At 63.4% G+C, this 2,071-nt stretch carries 4 protein-coding genes and 1 pseudogene; 2 read left to right on the forward strand and 3 right to left on the reverse strand.

Annotated features, from left to right (window positions below; all coding sequences use genetic code 11):
• The first annotated feature begins 359 nt into the window (after positions 1 to 359).
• Together AC1D2E_RS35585 and AC1D2E_RS35590 are read left to right on the forward strand one after the other, a co-directional pair.
• The gene (locus tag AC1D2E_RS35585) at positions 360 to 638 is read left to right on the forward strand and encodes a hypothetical protein (RefSeq protein ID WP_478201755.1); all 279 of its coding nucleotides are present in this window, start codon (positions 360 to 362) and stop codon (positions 636 to 638) included.
• Between the two features lie 13 nt (positions 639 to 651).
• The gene (locus tag AC1D2E_RS35590) at positions 652 to 1,077 is read left to right on the forward strand and encodes a DUF1003 domain-containing protein (RefSeq protein WP_478201756.1); all 426 of its coding nucleotides are present in this window, start codon (positions 652 to 654) and stop codon (positions 1,075 to 1,077) included.
• 64 nt (positions 1,078 to 1,141) lie between these two features.
• On the opposite strand, the gene AC1D2E_RS35595 is transcribed toward AC1D2E_RS35590, so the two are convergent.
• The 3 genes and pseudogenes from AC1D2E_RS35595 to AC1D2E_RS35605 all read right to left on the reverse strand — a co-directional run.
• Entirely contained in the window at positions 1,142 to 1,489 is a 348-nt protein-coding gene (locus AC1D2E_RS35595; RefSeq protein ID WP_478201757.1) for a YXWGXW repeat-containing protein, read from the reverse strand.
• 231 nt (positions 1,490 to 1,720) lie between these two features.
• Positions 1,721 to 1,873: pseudogene (locus AC1D2E_RS35600) on the reverse strand (IS110 family transposase); the annotation flags it as partial.
• A gap of 41 nt (positions 1,874 to 1,914) precedes the next feature.
• On the reverse strand, positions 1,915 to 2,071 hold a 157-nt coding region (locus AC1D2E_RS35605; protein WP_478201758.1), incomplete at its 5' end, for an IS3 family transposase.

Here is a 2,071-nt window from a genome sequence, read left to right on the forward strand (position 1 = left end):
CGCTAGCTTTGCCGTCGACGGCCGCTCGAACGTGATGCCATCCCTCGGGACCGTCTTCCAGGTCATCGACGGCCTGCCCGAGGAAAAGGGTTCGGACCAAGGTTTCGGGCGCAACTCTGGCCTCGGTTCGCAGGTTGATCGCCTCGACGTTGACGAGTTTCTGCATCGAAAGCTCCTTGTTTGTAAGGCCAACCAAGTTGACCACGATCCGGCGGGTCCATCCAGTCGCAAATGTCTTACAAGCGAGGCTCACAGAGGGAGTCCAGGGCCACGGCCGCCGCGGCAATGTGTTCGGTGACGAACAGACTCTGATTGCGTCCATCGCTAAGCTGTCGTCATGTCCATCATCGGGCGACGCCATGTCACTTTCCCTGTTTGCCGCTGAGACTCTGGTCCTCGACTATCTGAATGGGCGGGTCATGCCCTGCGCCCTGCACCGCGCGCTCGTTCTCGCGGCCGAGACCAGGCTGATGAACGGCCTGGTGCCAGTGCTCGACGAGACCCTGTGCGCCGAGATCGAGGAAGGGGCCACTGCGCCGCCCATCTGGTCGTCTGAATCCGTCTTGAGAGCAGCCCAGGAGCGCAGAACGAATCTCCGCAGGGCCGCGCAGCGAATGAGGACGCTCCAGTCGGCGTAGGCGGTTGGCCTCCATGCATCAGCTCGACGACATCGCAACCAAGCTCTTGGGTTCGCGTTACGACGCCCTCGACGAGCGGACCCGGCGTGTCGCGCGACACGTTGCGGAGCGAACGCCTGTTTCGCGCAACGTCGTGCAAGATGCCGATGCCGGGCAGTCAATGGGCCAGCGCGCGGCAGACGCGGTCGCGTCGTTCGGCGGCTCCTGGACCTTCGTCGGACTCTTCGGCGCCACCATGCTGCTGTGGGTCGCGCTCAACGCCCTGCTCCTGGCGACGCGCGGCACGACTTTCGATCCCTACCCGTTCATTCTGCTCAACCCGTTTCTTTCCATGTCTGTGCGACAGCGCACAGAAGGTCCCCGCAGTCCCTACACTGGCCTTTGTCGAGAACGCGCTGCAGGTCCGAACGAATCCGATTTCCGTGGTGGTTCGTCATGACTCGAGCGGGCGCGTCGGCCTCCGCAACTCCAATCGGTCGACATGCCCTTGGGCCAGGTTAGGCTCAGTAGCGGTTCGAATTGTCCGGCCGGCGGTCGTGGTTGTTGCGGACACCATCGTTGTCGTGTTCATAGCGGGTCGGAATGTCCTCGTGGTCGCGATCCCAGCGGCCGCGGTTGTATTCCCAGCCGCCGTTGCGCTCCTGCCATTGCGGCGCTCGGTACGCGTAGCCCGGCCGCGCGCGGATGTACTGGCCGCGCGCCCACACGTGACGGTCGCCACGCCACTCGTAGTGGCCCGGCGCCCAGACGTAGCCGCGACGCGGCGGCGGCTCGTGATCGACGCGTGGCGGTGGCGGCGCCGTCTGGATGACGATCGAGGGCTGCGCCTGCGCGACGGTCGGTACCGTCACGGCGCCCAGCGAAAGAAGGGACGCGGCGCCTACTGCAAAAGTGACAGCGAGTTTTTTTCATGGGGGACTCCCTATGAGTTGTTGGAGTCTTCATCGTGTTCCGCTGATGTGAAGGGCCTGTAAGCCCTGCGCGCATTCTTGTGTAGAGCTGTGTCGCCTCTTCCTGCCCCCCCAATAGTTCGAGTTTGTTCTCACATACATCCTCGATCCAACATGCACTCGTTCTTTACGGCCAACGAAGTGACCGGCGATCAACCGTGGCTGCGAGCCCAGTGATGCGCGCCGCCGCAAGACTCCATCGCCACCAGCGCTCCTGGCGGCAGTTGCGCGCACCCACGCGATGAACCGATCTCGGGCCAGTGCCCTGGCAGCCACCACGCGACCTATGACCTTGCCCCTGTTGCCCGCACTCCATAGGCTGCCGATTATGCGGACTTCCTGTCTTGCTGCTGGGCCGCGATCCAGCGTTGCTCAAACATCATGGGACTGACATAGCCCAGCGTCGAGTGCAATCTCCTATGGTTGTAGAACGCCAACCAATCGACCACTTCGTCCATCGCCTCGCGCCGCGTTGCAAAGCGC

Source organism: Variovorax sp. P1_H2 (assembly GCF_056405295.1).